General features: G+C 66.3%; 20 protein-coding genes. 11 read left to right on the top strand and 9 right to left on the bottom strand.

Annotated features, from left to right (window positions below):
* Positions 1 to 213 precede the first annotated feature (213 nt).
* Positions 214 to 1,197, top strand: a complete 984-nt coding sequence (meaB, locus tag ACE3Q6_RS10290; RefSeq protein WP_374431818.1) for a methylmalonyl Co-A mutase-associated GTPase MeaB — start codon at positions 214 to 216, stop codon at positions 1,195 to 1,197.
* Here the strand turns inward: meaB and ACE3Q6_RS10285 are convergent.
* Positions 1,187 to 2,080: a DMT family transporter gene (locus ACE3Q6_RS10285; protein WP_374431816.1), complete on the bottom strand. Its 894-nt coding sequence runs from the start codon at positions 2,078 to 2,080 to the stop codon at positions 1,187 to 1,189. The two genes, meaB and ACE3Q6_RS10285, sit on opposite strands and share 11 nt — an antisense overlap.
* A gap of 174 nt (positions 2,081 to 2,254) precedes the next feature.
* On the opposite strand from ACE3Q6_RS10285, the gene rpmB reads away from it, so the two are divergent.
* The gene (gene rpmB, locus ACE3Q6_RS10280) at positions 2,255 to 2,542 is read left to right on the top strand and encodes a 50S ribosomal protein L28 (protein ID WP_374431812.1); all 288 of its coding nucleotides are present in this window, start codon (positions 2,255 to 2,257) and stop codon (positions 2,540 to 2,542) included.
* A gap of 244 nt (positions 2,543 to 2,786) precedes the next feature.
* Here rpmB and ACE3Q6_RS10275 read toward each other — a convergent pair whose 3' ends face one another.
* The gene (locus ACE3Q6_RS10275) at positions 2,787 to 3,095 is read right to left on the bottom strand and encodes a hypothetical protein (RefSeq protein WP_374432073.1); all 309 of its coding nucleotides are present in this window, start codon (positions 3,093 to 3,095) and stop codon (positions 2,787 to 2,789) included.
* A gap of 187 nt (positions 3,096 to 3,282) precedes the next feature.
* Complete coding sequence (arr, locus tag ACE3Q6_RS10270; RefSeq protein ID WP_374431801.1) at positions 3,283 to 3,681, bottom strand: NAD(+)--rifampin ADP-ribosyltransferase; 399 nt, start codon at positions 3,679 to 3,681, stop codon at positions 3,283 to 3,285.
* 162 nt (positions 3,682 to 3,843) lie between these two features.
* On the opposite strand from arr, the gene lepA reads away from it, so the two are divergent.
* Together lepA and ACE3Q6_RS10260 are read left to right on the top strand one after the other, a co-directional pair.
* On the top strand, positions 3,844 to 5,643 hold the full coding sequence (lepA, locus tag ACE3Q6_RS10265) for a translation elongation factor 4 (protein WP_374431792.1): 1,800 nt from the start codon (positions 3,844 to 3,846) through the stop codon (positions 5,641 to 5,643).
* Between the two features lie 271 nt (positions 5,644 to 5,914).
* Positions 5,915 to 6,475, top strand: a complete 561-nt coding sequence (locus tag ACE3Q6_RS10260) for a hypothetical protein (protein WP_374431788.1) — start codon at positions 5,915 to 5,917, stop codon at positions 6,473 to 6,475.
* A 23-nt stretch (positions 6,476 to 6,498) separates the two neighbouring features.
* Here ACE3Q6_RS10260 and ACE3Q6_RS10255 read toward each other — a convergent pair whose 3' ends face one another.
* The 3 genes from ACE3Q6_RS10255 to ACE3Q6_RS10245 all read right to left on the bottom strand — a co-directional run bounded on the left by ACE3Q6_RS10255 (position 6,499) and on the right by ACE3Q6_RS10245 (position 7,139).
* Entirely contained in the window at positions 6,499 to 6,627 is a 129-nt protein-coding gene (locus tag ACE3Q6_RS10255) for a hypothetical protein (protein ID WP_374431785.1), read from the bottom strand.
* A 33-nt stretch (positions 6,628 to 6,660) separates the two neighbouring features.
* Complete coding sequence (locus ACE3Q6_RS10250) at positions 6,661 to 6,795, bottom strand: entericidin A/B family lipoprotein (RefSeq protein ID WP_374431780.1); 135 nt, start codon at positions 6,793 to 6,795, stop codon at positions 6,661 to 6,663.
* A 143-nt stretch (positions 6,796 to 6,938) separates the two neighbouring features.
* Entirely contained in the window at positions 6,939 to 7,139 is a 201-nt protein-coding gene (locus tag ACE3Q6_RS10245; protein ID WP_374431777.1) for a hypothetical protein, read from the bottom strand.
* Between the two features lie 233 nt (positions 7,140 to 7,372).
* Between ACE3Q6_RS10245 and ACE3Q6_RS10240 the strand changes: the two genes are divergently transcribed.
* From ACE3Q6_RS10240 to dtd, 4 genes are read left to right on the top strand one after another with little or no spacing between them, the layout of a single operon-like run.
* A complete protein-coding gene (locus ACE3Q6_RS10240; RefSeq protein WP_374431775.1) occupies positions 7,373 to 7,681 on the top strand; it encodes a hypothetical protein in 309 nt (102 codons plus the stop codon).
* 49 nt (positions 7,682 to 7,730) lie between these two features.
* The gene (locus ACE3Q6_RS10235) at positions 7,731 to 8,696 is read left to right on the top strand and encodes a phosphoribosylaminoimidazolesuccinocarboxamide synthase (protein ID WP_374431773.1); all 966 of its coding nucleotides are present in this window, start codon (positions 7,731 to 7,733) and stop codon (positions 8,694 to 8,696) included.
* A 43-nt stretch (positions 8,697 to 8,739) separates the two neighbouring features.
* Positions 8,740 to 9,663: a carbohydrate kinase gene (locus ACE3Q6_RS10230; protein WP_374431770.1), complete on the top strand. Its 924-nt coding sequence runs from the start codon at positions 8,740 to 8,742 to the stop codon at positions 9,661 to 9,663.
* Positions 9,660 to 10,103, top strand: a complete 444-nt coding sequence (dtd, locus tag ACE3Q6_RS10225; RefSeq protein WP_374431766.1) for a D-aminoacyl-tRNA deacylase — start codon at positions 9,660 to 9,662, stop codon at positions 10,101 to 10,103. Before ACE3Q6_RS10230 ends, dtd begins: the two co-directional genes overlap by 4 nt.
* Here the strand turns inward: dtd and ACE3Q6_RS10220 are convergent, their stop codons facing one another.
* From ACE3Q6_RS10220 to ACE3Q6_RS10210, 3 genes are all read right to left on the bottom strand, one after another.
* Positions 10,104 to 10,595: a hypothetical protein gene (locus ACE3Q6_RS10220; RefSeq protein WP_374431762.1), complete on the bottom strand. Its 492-nt coding sequence runs from the start codon at positions 10,593 to 10,595 to the stop codon at positions 10,104 to 10,106.
* A gap of 138 nt (positions 10,596 to 10,733) precedes the next feature.
* A complete protein-coding gene (locus ACE3Q6_RS10215; protein ID WP_374431760.1) occupies positions 10,734 to 12,626 on the bottom strand; it encodes an acyl-CoA synthetase in 1,893 nt (630 codons plus the stop codon).
* 109 nt (positions 12,627 to 12,735) lie between these two features.
* The gene (locus ACE3Q6_RS10210) at positions 12,736 to 14,517 is read right to left on the bottom strand and encodes an ABC transporter transmembrane domain-containing protein (protein ID WP_374431757.1); all 1,782 of its coding nucleotides are present in this window, start codon (positions 14,515 to 14,517) and stop codon (positions 12,736 to 12,738) included.
* Positions 14,518 to 14,642: 125 nt separating this feature from the next.
* Here ACE3Q6_RS10210 and ACE3Q6_RS10205 point away from each other — a divergent pair, with 125 nt between their 5' ends.
* The 3 genes from ACE3Q6_RS10205 to ACE3Q6_RS10195 are packed head-to-tail and all read left to right on the top strand — an operon-like array spanning position 14,643 to position 17,208.
* Complete coding sequence (locus ACE3Q6_RS10205; RefSeq protein WP_374431755.1) at positions 14,643 to 15,470, top strand: alpha/beta fold hydrolase; 828 nt, start codon at positions 14,643 to 14,645, stop codon at positions 15,468 to 15,470.
* An 8-nt stretch (positions 15,471 to 15,478) separates the two neighbouring features.
* Positions 15,479 to 16,432 (top strand): threonine/serine dehydratase, encoded by a 954-nt coding sequence (locus ACE3Q6_RS10200; protein ID WP_374432071.1) that lies wholly within the window; start codon positions 15,479 to 15,481, stop codon positions 16,430 to 16,432.
* Positions 16,429 to 17,208 (top strand): alpha/beta fold hydrolase, encoded by a 780-nt coding sequence (locus ACE3Q6_RS10195; RefSeq protein ID WP_374431753.1) that lies wholly within the window; start codon positions 16,429 to 16,431, stop codon positions 17,206 to 17,208. The genes ACE3Q6_RS10200 and ACE3Q6_RS10195 overlap by 4 nt, the downstream gene beginning before the upstream one ends.
* Positions 17,209 to 17,225: the final 17 nt, after the last annotated feature.

The raw sequence follows: 17,225 nt of genomic DNA, 5'->3' as shown, positions 1-17,225 counted from the left end.
TATCGCAAGCCAGTCGGCCCAAGGCCAGACGCCCCTTGCCTTTCACATTTGCCCAAATATCCCCGCCGGAGGCACGCCGAGCCAGTTTGCGCGCCCCTTCGCGCGCAAACTGGCGAGACAAAAGGTCTTCGCGCGGCACGCGCTCCTTTTGACAGTCGTCCCGACCCACCATTCCCTCTCGCCAAGCCTGCAGCGATCCGGCACAACACCGCCATGGACACGACAGAACGCGCCGCCCTCATCCGCGCCGGCGACCGCCGCGCCCTTGCCCGGGCCATCACGCTGGTCGAGAGCGCCCGCCCCGACCACCGCGACCAGGCGCTCGCGCTCCTAATCGCGCTCCGCAACGGCCACCAGGCGCTCCGCATCGGGCTCTCCGGCACGCCGGGCGTCGGCAAGTCCACCTTCATCGAAGCCTTCGGCCTGATGCTGACGGGGCAGGGCCTCAAGGTCGCCGTCCTCGCCGTCGACCCCTCTTCCGCCCGCTCCGGCGGCTCGATCCTTGGCGACAAGACGCGAATGGAACGCCTCTCGCGCGACCCGAACGCCTTCATCCGCCCCTCGCCCAGCCAATCCCAACTCGGCGGTGTCGCCCGCCGCACGCGCGAGGCCGTCGCGCTCTGCGAAGCGGCCGGTTTCGACGTTGTGCTCATCGAAACCGTCGGCGTCGGCCAATCCGAAACCGTCGTCGCGGAACTCTCCGACCTCTTCCTCCTCCTCCTAGCCCCCGCCGGCGGGGACGAGTTGCAAGGCGTCAAGCGCGGCATCATGGAGATGGCCGACCTGATCCTCGTCAACAAGGCCGATGGCGACCTGAAACCGGCCGCGATGCGCACGGTGGCGGACTACTCCGGCGCGCTCCACCTCCTTCGCCGCCGCTCGCAGGACCCCAAGGGCTTCCCCAAGGCGCTGCCCGTCTCGGCGCTGGCGGACGAGGGTCTGGCCGAGGCCTGGACCGACATGCAGTCCCTTGTCGCCTGGCGCAAGGAGCACGGCCATTGGGACCGCACCCGTGCGGCCCAGGCCCGCCACTGGTTCGAGGAAGAGGTCCGCCAGGGCCTGCTCTCTGCGCTCACGCGCGAACCGCAGAAGGGCCTGATGACCAGCCTTGGCGAGCGCGTGGCCGCAGGCGAGCTTGCGCCCGAGGCCGCGGCGGCCGAGATGCTGCGGCTCCTGGGCCGCGGCTCTAGCGGGTGAAGATCAGCGCCAGCCCCGCCACGGCCAGCAGCGCCCCTGCCCAACTCATGGCACTTGGCCGCTGGCCTGTCCGCAGCCACAGAAGCGGCAGGATGATCACCGGCGAGGTCGCTGACAGCGTCGCGATGATCCCGGTCTGCGACCCCTGCAGCGCGTAAAGGAACAGCGTCATCCCCAGCAGAAGCCCGATCAGCGCCGTCGCCGCCGTCAGCGCCAGCACCCGCCCCGACACGGCGCGCGGGGCAGGGGGCGCGAAGGGCAGAGCCGCCAGCACCCCCATCGCCAACCCCGAAGCGCCGACCCGGACCAGCGAGCCGACATAGGGGTCCAGCCCTCCCGCCATGTAGGGCCGCGCGATCAGCGCTCCCGTCGCCTGTCCCAGCGCCGCGCCCAAGCCGAAGAGGATACCGACCCCCAGACCGCCCCAGACCTGCTCCAGCCGGTGCGCGCCGCTCGCCGGCCGCCCAAGGATGGCTAGCGCCACGCCTGCGACCGTTATGGCGATGCCCAGACCCGCTTGCCAGCCCAGCCGTTCGCCCAGCACCAGCCAGCCCAGCACCGCCGCCATGGGCGCGTTCAGCGCAAAGACCGCCCCCGCGCGCCTTGGCCCAAGACGGCCCACGGCGGCAAAGTTCAGCGTGTCGCCCAGCAGGATGCCGACGACGCCCGACAACGCCAGCACCGCCACCGCCTCCCATCCCGGCAGCGCAAGCGTGCCCGAGGTCAGCACCACCGCCGCAAGGATCACCGAGACGAAAACCTGCCGGATCAGGTTGAAATGAAACGCCCCCAGCGCCCGGATCGCGTCCGAAGCGAGAATCCCCGTCGTCGCCCAGCAGGTGGCCGTGCCCAGTGCCGCCAGTTCGTGGATCGGAAATGCCATGCTCTCTCCCTTGAGCGCCTGCGTCGCACGGGGCAGAAGGGGGCGCAAGCCGGTCAAACCGCGCGCCTCGGTGCTTGACGCCGCCGGGGATTCCCCTTACACGCCCCCAATCGAATTCGAGGGCTGGGGATTCCCCGCCTTCCCCCGCTTTTGACGAATCGAAGGAAAACGGAAATGTCGCGCGTCTGCGAACTCACCGGCAAGGGCCCGATGACGGGGAACACCGTCTCCCACGCCAACAACAAGTCCCGCCGTCGGTTCCTCCCGAACCTGAACGAGGTCACGCTGATCTCTGACGTCCTCGGCCAGTCGTTCAAGTTCCGCGTCACCGCCGCGGCGCTGCGCTCGGTCGACCACCGCGGGGGCCTCGACGCCTACCTGGCCAAGGCCAAGGACGACGAACTGTCGGCCAACGCGCTGAAGATCAAGAAAGAGATCGCAAAGGCCCAGGCCGCCGCCTGATCCTGCGACCGTTACGGAAAAGGCCCCGCCTTCGACTGGAAGGCGGGGCCTTTCGCATTTCGGTTTCATCTCTGGACTGAGGTTCAGCCGACCACCGGACTTTTCGAAAAGTCCGGACCCGGAGCCTTCAAAGGCTCCGATACGATTTCTTCGAAGAAATCGCCCCCGGCTTGATACGTTCGACGACACCTTGCGCAGCGCGGGGTCCGGCGGGCAAGGGCAGGCTATGCGCCCGCCACCTTCCTCAGCCGGCGCAATAGGCTTCGGCGGTCTGGCCGAAGCTTTGGTAGCGGTCCCAGAAGGCATCGTCCGACTTCGACTGCGAGGTCCAGGTCGAATGCGCCGCGTCCGGGTTGTTGAAGAACTTCGCCGCCCGCCGCTGGTCGCCACCCGACAGCGTCATGTCCGCCGCCTGCTGGATGCAGCCGCACAAGCTGCGGTTCCCGCCCCGGTCCGAGGCCATGCAGGCCCGCTCGATCGGACCCGCGACGGCCATGCTGGACATCACCGGAAGAAGGGCCACTGCGGCCGCCATAAGCACGATGGATTTCATTTTCACTCTGCCTCATTCGCCGGGCATGTCGGGTCTGCACCCGTTCCAACGCCGGTCATTCTGTAGGCGGAATAATGCCAAGTCCAAACGAATTTTTCAAGCCATGTCAGTGACTTGGCAAGATCGGCAGATTTCCGCAATCCCTCGCGGCCCTGACCCGCCCCGCCTACCAGATGCTGTGGCGGCCCTACTCGATCGGCTCGATCCCCTCGGCCCGCGACCGTGCGGCAAAGTCTCGCATCTCGGCCAGCCGAGGGGCGGGGATCGTGGCAAATCCCGTGACCTCCCCCAGGACGCGCAAGCTTTGACCCCGGTAGGACCGCGTCGGATTGCCGGGAAACTTCTTGTCCGTGACGTTCGGATCGTCCTCGACCACGCCTTCCGGCTCCACCACATAGACCCGCGCCGCGCCGTCCCCCAGGGCTAGCTCGGCCGCAAGGACCGCGATCTCCAGACGCGCCGTCAGGTACACCCACCGTGCCGGCCGCCCCGCGCCGAAATTCGCGGCAAAGCCCGGCACGATCCGGTCCCCCGCGCGCAAATCCGCCTTCGTCCCATGGAAGCCATGTGCCGGTCCGCCCACCATCGCCGCTCTCCTCTTCTGCAAGGTCGCCAGACTGCCCCAAACCGCCCATCCCGCCCAGTCTTGAACGAAATTCATTGCTCCCCACATCAGTGCAAACGCCCGCCGCTTTTCCCTTGCGCATAAGCCCTTTCCGGCCCCCCCGCGGTCAGCTATATGCGCCCCATGATCGAGCTCGACCGCATCCGCAATTTCTCCATCGTGGCGCATATCGACCACGGCAAATCCACACTGGCCGACCGGCTGATCCAGTCGACGGGCACGGTCGCCGACCGCGACATGCAGGCCCAGCTTCTGGACTCGATGGACATCGAGCGCGAACGCGGCATCACCATCAAGGCCAACACGGTCCGGATCGATTACAAGGCCAAGGACGGCAAGTCCTACGTGCTGAACCTGATCGACACCCCCGGCCACGTCGACTTCGCCTATGAGGTCTCGCGGTCCATGCGCGCCGTCGAGGGCTCGCTTCTGGTGGTGGACGCCTCCCAGGGCGTGGAAGCCCAGACGCTGGCGAACGTCTACCAGGCGCTGGACGCAGGGCATGAGATCGTGCCGGTCCTGAACAAGATCGACCTCCCGGCGGCGGAGCCGGAGCGCGTCAAGCAGAACATCGAGGACGTGATCGGCCTCGACGCCTCGGACGCGATCCCGATCTCCGCCAAGACCGGCCTCGGCATCCCGGACGTGCTGGAGGCCATCGTCCACCGCCTCCCCGCCCCCAAGGGCGACCGCAACGCGCCCCTGAAGGCGATGCTCGTCGACAGCTGGTACGACGCCTACCTCGGCGTCGTCGTCATGATCCGCATCGTCGACGGCGTGGTCAAAAAAGGCGACCGCATCAAGATGATGCAGACCGGCGCCATCTACGGCATAGACAAGCTCGCGGTGCTGAAACCCCAGATGGTCGACATCGCCGAGCTTGGCCCGGGCGAGATCGGCGTCTTCACCGCCTCGATCAAGCAGGTCCGCGACACCCGCGTCGGCGACACCATCACCCACGAAAAGAAACCCTGCGACCAGCCGCTTCCCGGCTTCAAACCCTCGGTCCCCGTCGTCTTCTGCGGCCTCTTCCCCGTCGACGCCAACGACTTCGAGGCGCTCCGCGACGCCATCGAGAAACTCGCCCTCAACGACGCCTCCTTCACCTACGAGATGGAGACCTCTGCCGCCCTCGGCTTCGGCTTCCGCATGGGCTTCCTCGGCCTCCTCCACCTCGAAGTCGTCCGGGACCGGCTGGAGCGCGAATACGACCTCGACCTGATCACCACCGCGCCCTCGGTGGTCTTCAAGCTCCACATGAAGGACGGCGAGGTCCGCGACCTCCACAACCCCGCCGACATGCCCGACCTGACTTACGTCGACCATATCGAGGAGCCGCGGATCAAGGCCACGATCATGGTCCCCGACGACTACCTCGGCGACATCCTGAAACTCTGCCAGGACCGCCGCGGCATCCAGCTGAACCTCACCTATGCGGGGTCGCGGGCGATGGTCGAATACGACCTGCCGCTGGCTGAAGTGGTCTTCGACTTCTACGACCGCCTGAAATCCGTCACCAAGGGCTACGCGTCCTTCGACTACCAGATCAGCGAATACCGCGAGGACAACCTGGTGAAGATGTCGATCCTGGTGAACGACGAACCCGTGGATGCGCTCAGCATGATGGTCCACCGCGACCGCGCCGAGGCCCGCGGCCGGTCGATGGTCGAGAAGCTGAAGGACCTGATCCCCCGCCACATGTTCAAGATCCCCGTCCAGGCGGCCATCGGCGGCCGGGTCATCGCCCGCGAGACGATCTCGGCCATGCGCAAGGACGTGACCGCCAAGTGCTACGGTGGCGACGCGACCCGGAAGAAGAAGCTTCTGGAGAAGCAGAAGGCCGGCAAGAAGAAGATGCGCCAGTTCGGGAAGGTGGAGATTCCGCAGGAGGCGTTCATCTCGGCATTGAAGATGGATGGGTGAGGCGCGGCCCCGGCCTTAGCCGGGGAGAAAACGCTCCAGTGGAGCGTTTTCAGCGCCGAACGCCCGCGAACGCTTTCGCGGGCGGGATGTCGTCGAGAAGCTTGATCAATTGCGCGACAGGCTGCACACTTGTACGACTCACGAAGTGGCGCAGAGCGACTAGGAATTCCTTGACTATAACACGTGTTATCCAAAGATTTATCCAAATGCGAATGCCGCCAAGGGCTTTATCGCTTCTTTAGAAATGACCTTCTAACCATTAGCGGATGAAATGATTGATCGTGCAATCGGTGAGACTGTCAGGCAGCTAAAGCCTGCGGCGCGTCAAATAATAGCAATCGCTCTTCTTCTGGGGGCTGGTGGCATCGTCTCTGTCACTTATACCACTTCCTTTCTTTGGATATTCACACGTGAAGTAAGCTACGCGCCTGATTTTGTTAGCGCGCTCCTGGCTGTCGGAATTCTTGTTCCATTTTTGCGAACAATCAGGCTGATAGATGACCATTTCGATTTCTTCACGGTCCTAATCCTGATGGTTTATTTTTATCTGACAGCAGCAGTCGTGAATATATCTCTTGGTGGAAGCGGAACCTTCTTCGCTTTTCCTGCACTTTTTTCAGTGGGTGTTGCTGTGATGGCGGCATTGGTTAGGTCACAGTTCGCCGCGATAATTTCTGTGTTTATCCTTCCCGCCTTGACAGCGGCAAATTTCTTGTCCGCCAGTAAGACGTTCGGAAAGCTTGGCCTTGTTGCCGTGCTTTTGGTGCTGGTCGCCACTTTCTTGGTGGTAGACTTCAAACGTGCAGGGTCCACGCGGAATGATCCGGTATAATCGGCGCACTAATTCTTACCCCCTCAAAACAACCCGTCATCCCCGTCTTCGCGCTCTTCCGCCTCGTCCACCGCCACGGCGGCTCCAGCCCCCACCAGCGGCCCGCAAGACGCCACGAACAGCAGCGCCAGCAGCGCCGCCAGTGCTTTCACTCCACTCCTCATCGTAGGTCTCCTCCTTCTGGCCTACATCTCGGCCTGGGCTTCATTCGCCTCTTCGCTGATCTCTTCCCCGGCGTTCTCCAGGTCCTGGCCCGCGCCTTCGATGGTCTCGCAGGCGGTGACGCCCAGCAGGGCAAGCAGAACGAGCAGTCGGTTCATCGGCCATCTCCAGAATTGGTGTGACCCCCTCAACCGCCCCCCGCCGCGCATGTTCCCGAAAACGAAACGGGGCGCAGCCCAGCGCGCCCCGTAGGTCGGGGCTTGCCCCGACTCCTGTCACGGTTTTCGGGCTGAACCCGGCCCTACTTGCACACCCCAAGGTCGTCGCAGAACACCCCCGCCGCGCCGCCCACCACGGCGCCGGTTACCACGTTGCCGCCCGTCACATCCGCGATTACCGCGCCACCAGCGGCCCCGGCCAGCCCGCGCTCGGTATCGGTCGCCATGCAGCCCGACAGAGCCACGGCGACGGCCATCAGGCCCACAAGCTTCTCAGTCTTCATTTGTCCCTCCAGGTTGACGTGCGCGATCCTGCCCCGCTCGTGGGCGCTCTGCACCGGTCCATCGCGAAGTGGCCCGTACACTTGGCAGCCTTCCTCCCATCTGGGTGAAGCAAACCGGCAAGGGCTTGCCGATACCGTTGCGACCCAAGCGCGTAGAGACAGAAGGGAGACGCAAGAAAGACGGAAGGACGACGATTAACCCCCTGTTAACCAGGTTCGGTCATCCTTGCGGCATGAAACAGCTCATACCCCTGATTCCGCTTGTCTTCCTCGCCGCCTGCGGTGCCTCTCCGGCCCCCGAGTTCTTTGGGGCGACCCGCACCGATGTCACGGTCAACGGCCGCGACTACACCGTCTTCCAGAAAGGGGAGAGGGTGGAGGTCATCCGCCTCGGCTACGCCCACCGGGGCGAGCATCAGGGAATCCGCGCCACGATGATCGAACTCATCCCCCGCGTCACCGGCTGCAAGCTGCGGGAGAGCACGCTCACGGGCGACAGTGGCGAGATGCGGGGAAGCCTCGACTGCCCAAAGCAGCCTTGACTCAACCCGCAAAACCCCCAAGAAGCAGGCACCGCAACGGGGGCCTGCCATGCGCCAGATCGACCTTTCCCGCACCCTGCCGCACGCCCGGATCGCGGAGCTTCCGAACCCCTATTTCGGCAAGGTCCGCGACTGCTACGACCTGCCCGACGGCACGCGGCTGCTGATCTCTTCCGACCGGATTTCCGCGTTCGATCAGATACTTGCGGTGATCCCCTGGAAGGGGCAGGTGCTGACCCAGCTCGCCCGCTACTGGTTCGACCACACGGGCGACATCGCCGCGAACCACGTGATCGGCTACCCCGACCCGAACGTCGTCCACTGCAAGCGCGTCACCATCCTGCCAGTGGAAATCGTCGTGCGCGGCTACCTGGCCGGCACCACCTCGACCTCGATCCTGACCCAGTACAAGGCCGGCGCGCGTACGATGTACGGGCACACCCTGCCGGACGGTCTGCGGGACAACGAGGCCCTTCCGCAGGCGATCATCACCCCCACCTCGAAGGCCTTCGACGGGGGCCATGACGAGCCTCTCACCGCGGCCGAGATCGTCGGGACCGGGTTGCTGACCCAGGCGCAATGGGACGAGGTGGCGGCGAAGTCGCTGGCCTTGTTCGCCCGCGGACAGGCGATGGCGGCACAGCGCGGGCTGATCCTGGTCGACACGAAATACGAGTTCGGGACGGACGCCGAGGGCAACATACTGCTGGCCGACGAGATCCATACGCCCGACTCCAGCCGCTACTGGATCGCCGACGGCTACCAGGCCGCCTTCGAGGCTGGGGGGCGGCCACCCAGCTTCGACAAGGACGTGATCCGCTCCTGGGTCGTCGCGCGCTGCGATCCTTACAAGGACAAGGTGCCGGAGATTCCGGCGGAGATGCTGGAGAAGACGGCGAACGTCTACATCGATGCTTTCGAGAAGATCACCGGCCAGCCCTTCGTTCCCGATGCCAGCGGGGCGACGCCACTCGACCGCATCCGCACCAATTTGAAGCGCTTCTTCACCGGCTGACCTGTTTGCGCTAACAGTGGGCCCGACAAAGGGGGGACAAGACATGATTCTCAGCTGCGGCGAAGCCCTGATCGACATGCTCCCCCGGACTTCGACCGAGGGTGAGGCCTGCTTCGCGCCCTATGCCGGGGGTGCGGTGTTCAACACTGCAATCGCTCTTGGTCGGCTTGGCGCGCCCTCCGCCTTCTTCTCGGGCATTTCCAACGACATGCTGGGCGAAATCCTGGCCGATACTCTGACCGCATCGAAGGTGGACACCCGATTCCTCGCGCGGTCGGACCGGCCCACGACGGTGGCCTTCGTCAAGCTGGTCAACGGCCAGGCGACCTATGCCTTCTATGACGAGGCGACGGCGGGGCGGATGCTGTCCAATGACCAGTTGCCGAGCCTGCCCAAGGATGTCGACGCGCTTTTCTTCGGCGGGATCAGCCTGGTCAATGACCCCGCCGCCAGCACCTACGAAGCACTCCAGTCCCGCGAATGTGCTGCGCGCGTCACGATGATCGACCCGAACATCCGCCCCGGTTTCATCGCCGGGAAAGAGGCCGAATACCGCGCCCGGATCGAGCGGATGATCGCCCGCGCGGATATCGTCAAGCTCTCGGATGAGGACCTGCACTGGCTGGAAGGGCAGGGCGACCTGACCGCGCTTGCGCGGGGGATCCTGGCCAAGGGACCGAAGGTCGTCTTCATTACTGAAGGTGCCAAGGGCGCGCGGGCGGTGACGGCCACGCAGGACGTTTCCGTCGCCGCGCAAAAGGTTACCGTGGTGGATACCGTCGGTGCCGGCGACACCTTCAACGCGGGGGTGCTCGCGGCCCTGCACCAGGCCGGCGCTCTGACAAAGGCGGCTGTGGCCGGCCTGTCGGATGCTACGCTGACGGCCGCCCTGACCCTTGGCACCCGCGCCGCCGCGGTCACCGTTGCCCGCGCCGGGGCCAACCCGCCTTGGGCGAACGAGCTGTGAGGGCCGTTCTCCAGAGGGTCACCGAGGCCCGTGTCCACGTTGACGGAGAGCTTGTCGGCGAGACCGGGAAGGGCTTCCTGATCCTTGTCTGCGCAATGGGCGGGGATACCGACGCGCAGGCGCAGAAGCTTGCGGCAAAGATCGCCAAGCTTCGGGTCTTCAAGGACGACCAGGGCAAGATGAACTTGTCCATCAGGGACATCGGCGGCTCGGCCCTGGTGGTCAGCCAGTTCACCCTTGCCGCCGACCTGCGCGGCAACCGCCCCGGTTTTTCCACCGCCGCCCCCCCGGCCGAGGGCGAACGGCTCTACCGCGTCTTCAGCCAGTGCCTGGAATCCGAGGGCGTTCCCGTCGCGAACGGACGCTTCGGGGCGGACATGGCGGTCAGCCTGGTCAATGACGGGCCGGTGACCATCTGGATGGACACCGACCAGTCCTGATCAATTGAACGGATTGCCCGGGGTCTTCTGGGTGATCACATCCCCACATTCGACCAGCGCGCCGATCGAGGCGCTGGAGCCTGCCAGCGAATAGTTCTGCACGTCCGACCCGTCGTCATCGCGCAGGTAAAGCCGGTTGCCGCGGGCGACCTCGGTGATGAAATTCACCCCGGCCTGGTCGTCCGGCAGGTAGAACAGGACCGAGTTCTGGTAAAGCTCGGCGCCCGTCAGGCTCCATGGGGCGCGGCGGTCGATCTGGACACCAAGATCGGCGGTCTGGCCTTCGCCAAACTCCCATGCGCTGGAGTAGAACTGAAGCTGCACCGCCCCGTCCGGGAAGGTCCAGATCGAGAAGCTTTCGCCGGGCGCCGTCACCTCGGCCACGCAGCCGATGGACCCGTCATCCCAGCCCACGACCGAAACCTGCCAGTGCTTGTGCGAAAACAACACTTCGCTTTGCTGCGCCACTGCACCACTTGCGGATGCAGCCACGAATGCTGCAGCCAGACCCAATCGAATACCCATAATCGCGTCCCGTAAATTCTTCCCTTGTCCATGTCTCGCGCCGTGGCGCGATTCAGGCAAATGAATCTTGCTGTCATCCGGGCGACAGACTGTGTCTGTTGCCGGTCAGGCCGCCCATTCCCAGGGGTTCGAGAACTGGCCCAGCACTGACTGCACCGCGGCATCCTCGACCGGCGCGCCCTTCTGCAGCTGCGCGACCAGCCCGCGCTTCTTGTCCTCGACCACGTTCGTGACCCGGGCGGGGATCCCCGCCTCGGCAAGCGCGGCGTCGTAGGTGCGGGTGATCGCCAGCCGCCTCAGGTCGGGCTTGAACACCTTGCCCACCGCCGTCTTCGGCAATTCCGGAAGGATTTCCAGATACTTCGGCAGCGCCGCGCGTTCGCTGATGTGCTTGGACGCATAGTCCATCAGGTCCTCGACCGTGGCAGAGGAGCCCTTGACCAGTTCCACATAGGCGCAAGGCAGCTCCCCCGCATGGGCGTCGGGCTGGCCGATGGCGCCGACGAAGCCCACCGCCTCGTGCCCCATCAGGGCCTCTTCGATGATCGCCGGGTCGATGTTGTGGCCGCCGCGGATGATCAGGTCCTTGGCGCGGCCGGTGATGAACAGATACCCGTCCGCGTCCAGCCGCCCCAGGTCGCCCGTCCGCAGGAAGCGGCCTTCCGCGAACAGCTCCTTGTTCTTGTCCTTCTCGGTATAGGTCGAGCCCTCAAAGACCCCCGGGTTCGAGATGCAGATCTCGCCCACCTCGTCCACGGCGCATTCGCGGAAATCCGTGGCCCCCTGACGGGTCAGGATGCGGACGTTGGTATAGGGGAACATGAGGCCCACCGATCCGATCTTCTTCACCCCTTCCGGCGGGTTGATCGAGACCAGGCAGGTCGCCTCGGTAAGGCCATAGCCCTCGACGATCTCGATGCCGGTTTCCTTCTTGAAGCGGTTGTAAAGCTCGATCGGCAGTGGGGACGAGCCCGAGAAGGCGTTCTTCAGGCTGGAGATGTCGGCATTGACCGGGCGCTGCATCAGGGCGGCCAGCGCCGTCGGCACGGTGATCATGTAGGTCACCTTGTAGCGCTCGATCAGCTTCCAGAAGTTGTCGAAGACACCCTCGCCGCGATAGCCCTGCGGGGTCGGGAAGACGACATGCGCGCCCGAGCCGATCATCGACATCAGGATCGGGTAGCAGGCGAAGACGTGGAACAGGGGCAGCGGACAGATCACCACATCGGTCGGCTTGAACAACAGCGTCGAGCCGAGCCAGCCGTTGTAGATCATGCCGGAAACCTTGTGCTGCGCGACCTTGGGCATCCCCGTCGTCCCGCCGGTGTGGAAATAGGCGGCGACGCGGTCTTCCAGCGTGTCGGTGAAGGTCAGCTTGTCGGCGGGCATCCGCGCCATCTCGGCGGCGAAGTCCTTGATGTTGGCCGTATGCTGCGGCGGGTTCTTTGGCCGGATAAGCGGAACGATGACCTTCTTCAGGCCCGAGAGATAGGGGACAAGGTCGACCTCCAGCACGGTCTTCACGTTCGGCGCGAACTGGACCGCCTCGGACACCTTCTGCGGCAGGTCGGTCTTGGGGAAGGCCTTCAGCGTGACGACGACCTTGGCATTCGTCTCGCGCAGGATGGCGCTGATCTTCTCGGGTTCCAGAAGCGGGTTGATCGGGTTGACGATCCCCGCCACCGCCCCGCCCAGAAGCGTGATCGCCGTCTCCATCGCGTTCGGCAGGATGAAAGCCACCACATCCTTCTCGCCCACGCCAAGCGACCGGAACAGGTTCGCGGCCTGGGTGACCCTGGCGTGCAGCTCCGCCCAGGTGAGGGTCACCTTCTTCGTCTCGGGACCCGAGAGCAGCTGGTAGCTGATCGCCGGGCGCGCGCCGTGGGCAGCCTTCGCCCGGCCAAGGTATTCGTACATCGATCGCGCCTGGCCGCGCTCGGCCCAGGGTTTCTCGGCTTCGATGGCTTTCAGGTCCGCGGCCGTGGCGAATGTGGTCATGGTTTCCTCCCCCTGTGCCCGCTTATTGCGCAGGCTTCGGACGAACATGGGGGGCGGAAATGCGTTTGTGAAGTCGGTTTGTCCCGACCCGAGCCGTCGGGACGCGACGTCAGACTGCGCCGTCGGTGAACTGCAGCCGGGCGAGGCGCGCGTAAAGGCCATCCTCGGCAACCAGCTGGTCATGCGTGCCCTGCGCCACGATCCGGCCCTGGTCGAAGACGACGATCCGGTCCGCGCGCTTCACCGTGGCCAGCCGGTGCGCCACCACCAGCGTCGTGCGCCCCTCGGCCAGCTTTTCGACAGCCGCCTGCACCAGCCGCTCGCTTTCGGCGTCGAGCGCACTCGTCGCCTCGTCCAGAAGCAGGATCGGCGCATCGCGCAGGATGGCGCGGGCGATGGCCACCCGCTGCTTCTGCCCGCCCGACAGCATCACGCCGCGCTCGCCCAGATAGCTGTCATAGCCCTGCGGCAGGGCCGTCAGGAAGTCATGCGCGGCGGCGGCCTTCGCGGCGGCCTCGACCTCGGCATCCGTCGCGTCGAGCCGGCCAAAGCGGATGTTCTCCCGCGCCGAGGTCGCAAAGATCACCGGGTCCTGCGGCACCAGCGCGATGGCCTGCCGGAAATCGGCCCGCGCCATGTCGGGCAGGGCGATCCCGTCCAGCGTGATCTGGCCGGCTTGAGGGTCATAGAAGCGCATCAGAAGCTGCAGGATCGTCGTCTTGCCCGCCCCCGAAGGCCCGACAAGCGCGACCGTCTCGCCGGGGCGGACATGCAGCGACACCCCGTTCAGAGCCGAGGTTTCCGGCCGGGCGGGATAGCGGAAAGAGACATCGCTGAAGGCGATCTCGCCCCGCACCGGGCGCGGCAGCGCCACAGGACGCGCCGGGTCCTGCACCGTATCCTCGGTCCCCAGAAGCTCGACCAGCCGCTCGGTCGCACCCGCGGCGCGCTGCAGCTCGCCCCAGATCTCGGACAATGCCCCCACCGCGCCCGCGACCATCACCGCATAGATCACGAACTGGATCAGCGCGCCCACCGACATCGTGTCGGCCCGCACATCCCGCGCCCCGACCCAGAGAACGCCCACGATCCCGGCGAAGGTCAGGAAGATCACGATGACCGTCATCACCGCCCGCGTCTTGATCCGCGACTTGGCCGACGAGAAACTCTTCTCGGTCACTTCGGCGAACTGGCTCCGCGTGGCACCCTCATGGGTGAACGCCTGCACCGTCTGGACCGAGGACAGCGCCTCGGAGGCCGAGCCGGAAGAGGCCGCGATCCAGTCCTGGTTTTCCCGCGACAGCACGCGCAGGCGGCGGCCCAGCACGACGATCGGCACGATGATGGCCGGAACGATCAACAGGACAAGGCCGGTCAGCTTGGCCGAGGTCAGGAACAGAAGGACCAGCCCACCCGCCAGGATCAGCACGTTGCGCAAGGCGACCGAGACCGACGATCCGATCACCGACAGGATCAGCGTCGTATCCGTGGTGATCCGGCTCAGGACCTCACCCGTCAGGATGCGCTCGAAGAAGGCAGGCGACATGCCCAGCACCCGGTCGAACAGCGCGCGCCGGATGTCGGCCACCACCCGCTCGCCCAGGCGCGTCACCAGGTAATAGCGCAGCCCCGTCCCGACGGCGAGCAGCGCGGCAATCACCAGCGCCGCCGCGAAATACTGGTCCAGAAGCGCTGCATTGGCGTCGTTGAACCCGTCCACCACGCGACGCACGGCCAGGGGCAGGATCAGGCTGACCGAAGCGGTCAGGACCAGCGCCAGAAGCGCCAGCCCCAGCAGGGCGCGATAGGGCCGCAGGAACGGCACCAGGCCCCGCAGTGCGCCCACCCGCTTCGACTTCGGCCGATCCTCGACCGCTGATGTATCCGACATCCGCCCCGCCTCACCCGCTTACGGGCACGGGTTTAGTCTGCCGGGGCCGTGGGGACAAGCTTATGGCGCCGCCCTGCGGCAGAGAGCCCCTTCCGCCCGCTCGCGCCCCATGCCACCTTGGTCGCATGACCCACACCCAGCACTTCCGCGCCGAGGACGGCGCCCGCCTGGCCTTTCAAGACGAAGGGCAGGGCCTGCCGTTGCTTTGCCTGGCGGGCCTTACCCGCAGCATGGCCGATTTCGACTACCTGGCACCCCACCTGCCGCCCCTCCGCCTGATCCGGATGGACTACCGGGGCCGGGGGCAAAGCGACTGGACCGGCGCTGCCACATACACCGTCCCGCAAGAGGCGAAGGACGCGCTGGCGCTTCTTGACCACCTCAGGATCGCCAAGGCCGTCATCCTCGGCACCTCGCGCGGGGGGCTGATCGGAATGCTTCTCGGGGCCACCGCCCGCGACCGGATGCTTGGCCTGATCCTGAACGACGTCGGACCCGAGATCGCCCGCGACGGCTTGACCCGGATCTTCGACTACGTCGGCCGCAACCCCGCCGGAAAGACCATCGAAGGCTATGCCGAGCGTCTCTCCCGCACCCCCGGCTTTCAGGATGTGCCGATGTCCCGCTGGCTGGAGGAAGCGCGCAAGCTGGCGGTCGAGACGCCCGAGGGCCTCCGCATCCCCTACGACCCCGCCTTGCGTGAGGCCTTCCTTGCCGCCTTCGATGGCCCGCCCGTCGACCTCTGGCCGCTTTTCGACGCGCTGCAGGGCCTGCCGCTGGCCCTGATCCGCGGCGCGAACTCCGACCTCCTGACCGCCGAGACCGCGGGGAAGATGCGCGCGCGCCGCCCCGACATGGCCTTTGCCGAGGTGCCGGGCCGCGCCCATATTCCCTTCCTCGACGAACCCGACTCCGTCGCCCTGATCCGCGACTTCCTGAAGGGGCTGCCGTGACTGTCGCGATGATCGAGGCCGCCGCCGCCCGCATGGCGGGCCACATCCGCCGCACGCCGCTTTTGCACGCCCCGCTCCTCGACCGGGCCGTCGGGCGGCGCATCTTCATAAAGGCCGAGTGCCTGCAAGTGACCGGCAGCTTCAAGGCACGGGGCGGCTGGTCGGCGGTCTCTGCCCTCTCGCCGGACGCGCGCGCCAAGGGCGTCATCGCCTACTCCTCCGGCAACCACGCGCAGGGGGTCGCCTACGCGGCCGCCACACACGGCGCCCCTTGCGTCATCCTGATGCCCTCGGACGCGCCGCAAGTGAAGATCGCCAACACCCGCGCCTACGGGGCCGAGGTCGTCCTCTACGACCGCGCCACGGAAGACCGCGACGCCATCGGCGCCCGGCTGTCCGCCGACCGGGGCCTGACGCTCATCCGGCCCTATGACGACCCGCAGGTGATCGCGGGGCAGGCGACCGTCGGCCTGGAGCTGGCGGAACAGGCGGCCGCAGTCGGGGTCACCCATGCCCCCGTCTTCACCTGCTGCGGCGGGGGCGGTCTCTCCTCTGGCATCGCCCTGGCTCTCGAGGCACGGGCCCCCGGCCTGCAGGTCCGCACTGCCGAACCGGCGGGCTTTGACGACATGGCCCGCTCCCTCGCCTCCGGCCAGCGCGAGCGCAATGCCGCCACCACCGGGTCGATCTGCGACGCGATCCTGACCCCCAGCCCGGGCGAACTGACCTTCCCAATCCTGCAACGCCTCGCCGGGCCGGGGGCCGTGGTCACCGACGACCAGGCGCTCCACGCCATGGCGCTGGCTTTCACCCACCTGCGCATCGTCCTGGAACCCGGCGGAGCCGCCGCGCTTGCAGCCGCCCTGTTCGGCGAGGACCTTCCCGACACCGTCATCGCCGTTGCCACCGGCGGCAACGTCGATCCCGACACATTCGCCACCGCGCTGGAGCGTTTCGCGTGACCCTGGTCTGGCTGGAAGACCTACGCCTGAATGCCGAGCTCACCGGCCCGCCCACCGCGCCGACGGTCGTCCTGATCCACGGCATGGGAACCGACCTGCGCCTCTGGGATGCACTCCTGCCCCTTCTGCCGCGCCAGTGCGTCCTGCGTCTCGACCTGCGCGGGCATGGCGGGTCGGACACGCCCGCGCCGCCCTACAGCCTTGGCACCCTGATCCGCGATGTCGAACGCCTGATGACCCATTTCGTCCTGAAGGACGCCGTTGTGGTTGGCGCGGGCGAGGGCGGCCTGATCGCCCAGGGTCTCGCGGTAAAGCGCCTGGACCTCGTGCGCGCCATGGTGCTGACCGGCAGCGCCACCCGTTTCGCCAACCCCTCCGTCTGGGAGACCCGCCTTGCCCGGCTGACGGCGCAAGGCCCTGACATCGATGCCGAATCTGCCCAGCTGCTCGGCCCGCGCTGGAAATCCAGTCCCGCCTTGCCCTTGGTCGGGAACATGCTCGCCCGCACCCGTCCCGAGGGCTGGCTGGGCCTCGCCTCCGCAGTCGCCACGGCCGATCTCTACCAGACCACCGCCACGCTGACCCTGCCGACCCTGATCCTCGCGGGCGCCGATGACCGCAAGACCCCGCCCGACCTGCAACGCGAACTTTCAGACCTCGTCGCCGGGTCCGACCTCCACCTTCTGCGCGGTGGCAGCCACTTGGCCATGCTGACCCATCCGGAAAGTTTTGCCGCCGCCCTGACCGGCTTCCTCACCCGGATCGGGCATCGCTGATTACGAATTTCGAACGC

The sequence above is a fragment of the Tabrizicola sp. genome (assembly GCF_041913445.1).
In the GTDB taxonomy this organism is placed as follows: domain Bacteria; phylum Pseudomonadota; class Alphaproteobacteria; order Rhodobacterales; family Rhodobacteraceae; genus Tabrizicola.
The sequence above is the reverse complement of the archived record's forward strand: the minus strand, read 5'-3'. Positions and strand labels throughout refer to the sequence as shown.

Coding starts and splice junctions, on each gene's coding strand:
- meaB (WP_374431818.1), top strand. CDS start 214: ATGGACACGACAGAACGCGCCGCCCTCATCCGCGCCGGCGACCGCCGC.
- ACE3Q6_RS10275 (WP_374432073.1), bottom strand. CDS start 3,095: ATGAAATCCATCGTGCTTATGGCGGCCGCAGTGGCCCTTCTTCCGGTG.
- ACE3Q6_RS10205 (WP_374431755.1), top strand. CDS start 14,643: ATGACCCACACCCAGCACTTCCGCGCCGAGGACGGCGCCCGCCTGGCC.
- rpmB (WP_374431812.1), top strand. CDS start 2,255: ATGTCGCGCGTCTGCGAACTCACCGGCAAGGGCCCGATGACGGGGAAC.
- ACE3Q6_RS10230 (WP_374431770.1), top strand. CDS start 8,740: ATGATTCTCAGCTGCGGCGAAGCCCTGATCGACATGCTCCCCCGGACT.
- ACE3Q6_RS10260 (WP_374431788.1), top strand. CDS start 5,915: ATGATTGATCGTGCAATCGGTGAGACTGTCAGGCAGCTAAAGCCTGCG.
- ACE3Q6_RS10245 (WP_374431777.1), bottom strand. CDS start 7,139: ATGAAGACTGAGAAGCTTGTGGGCCTGATGGCCGTCGCCGTGGCTCTG.
- lepA (WP_374431792.1), top strand. CDS start 3,844: ATGATCGAGCTCGACCGCATCCGCAATTTCTCCATCGTGGCGCATATC.
- ACE3Q6_RS10210 (WP_374431757.1), bottom strand. CDS start 14,517: ATGTCGGATACATCAGCGGTCGAGGATCGGCCGAAGTCGAAGCGGGTG.
- ACE3Q6_RS10235 (WP_374431773.1), top strand. CDS start 7,731: ATGCGCCAGATCGACCTTTCCCGCACCCTGCCGCACGCCCGGATCGCG.
- ACE3Q6_RS10240 (WP_374431775.1), top strand. CDS start 7,373: ATGAAACAGCTCATACCCCTGATTCCGCTTGTCTTCCTCGCCGCCTGC.
- ACE3Q6_RS10285 (WP_374431816.1), bottom strand. CDS start 2,080: ATGGCATTTCCGATCCACGAACTGGCGGCACTGGGCACGGCCACCTGC.
- ACE3Q6_RS10250 (WP_374431780.1), bottom strand. CDS start 6,795: ATGAACCGACTGCTCGTTCTGCTTGCCCTGCTGGGCGTCACCGCCTGC.
- arr (WP_374431801.1), bottom strand. CDS start 3,681: ATGGTGGGCGGACCGGCACATGGCTTCCATGGGACGAAGGCGGATTTG.
- ACE3Q6_RS10215 (WP_374431760.1), bottom strand. CDS start 12,626: ATGACCACATTCGCCACGGCCGCGGACCTGAAAGCCATCGAAGCCGAG.
- ACE3Q6_RS10200 (WP_374432071.1), top strand. CDS start 15,479: ATGATCGAGGCCGCCGCCGCCCGCATGGCGGGCCACATCCGCCGCACG.